Raw genomic sequence first — 1155 nt, forward strand, 5'->3', positions numbered from 1 at the left:
CGTCGTTTCTGAAACGTACTGGTGGGAACAACTGGTTCTATTTAAGACTGAGCTTAAACGCTCTAACCATGCGGTGATCATGATTCGCCACTCCAATCCTGCGTTTCTCGATGCGTGTACTGAACTGGTTCACTCATTAACGACGCCAAGCGATCTCATTTCACGCCTATCTAGCGATCGACTCGCTATGTTGATTGCCGAAAAAGATCAAGCCGCAGAAGAGCTCTACCGAACCGTGCATGCCATGTTAGACATTTATCCATGGGAACGACGTGGCCTCAAAGGGCCAAAACCGACATTGTATTTACAAGACATCCTGACTTTCCCATTTACTTTAGAGCAGTTGGAAGAAAGCTATATTGAGGTAATGAAGAATGGAACTACTGCTTAGCAAAGTCACTGACGCAGGCATCGATCCTTCTTCTGTTTCTGGGGAAGAAGCCATCACGCTTTGGGAACATATCGGTCGACACATTGCGTCCACCAGCCGTGAAAAAGCACACTGCCTAATTATCAGCGCAGAATACCGCCGCGAAATCAAACAGCTTTGTGACAGTATCGAAGAGCTTAGACAAGCATTAGAACTGCTCTCATTACCTGAGGATGTCGAAGATATACTGTCGGTCAAAGCAAGTTTAAGCGAACGCTTAGTTGAAGTTGGTGATTACAACTCTGCCCTCACCGAGTACATCGCCTCCACCAACATCGCAGTGGAATACGGTTTTATCGACGAATACGTTTTAGCGATCATTGGTATGGGTAACTTATGTGATGCTTATGGCGATCACAACCGTGCTCTACGTTACTACCAAAAAATCGACGCGATTGATCATGCCATCAGCAGTCGCTCACTTCGTTTGCGTTACAAACTGTATATGCTCGCCTGTTACATCAGTCTAAAACGCGTGGCCGAAGCCAGCGAATTATTGGGTGAATGTGAAGAGCTCAGCATCCTAGTAAGCGACAAAAACCTCGCCGCTCAAACGCATTTGTATCGCGCTAAATTGCATCGTCTGCAAGAAGAGTATTCCGAAGCGCTGCTTTCCATATCCAGCATTAAGTACACCACCGGAAGTGCGACCACCTATTGGCTCTCAACCATGGTCAAAATTGAAACGGCCTATTGCTTGAATGGTGTTGGCCACACTTCGTTGG

General features: G+C 46.6%; 1 protein-coding gene and 1 pseudogene. Both read left to right on the forward strand.

The window, feature by feature from the left end:
• Positions 1-391, forward strand: a pseudogene (locus R8N28_RS26075) (hypothetical protein); the annotation flags it as partial.
• Positions 375-1155: tetratricopeptide repeat protein (locus R8N28_RS26080; protein WP_412079937.1), on the forward strand; the 781-nt coding region annotated here is incomplete at its 3' end. The pseudogene R8N28_RS26075 and the gene R8N28_RS26080, both read left to right, overlap by 17 nt.

The sequence above is a fragment of the Vibrio sp. Vb1554 genome, from assembly GCF_033344235.1.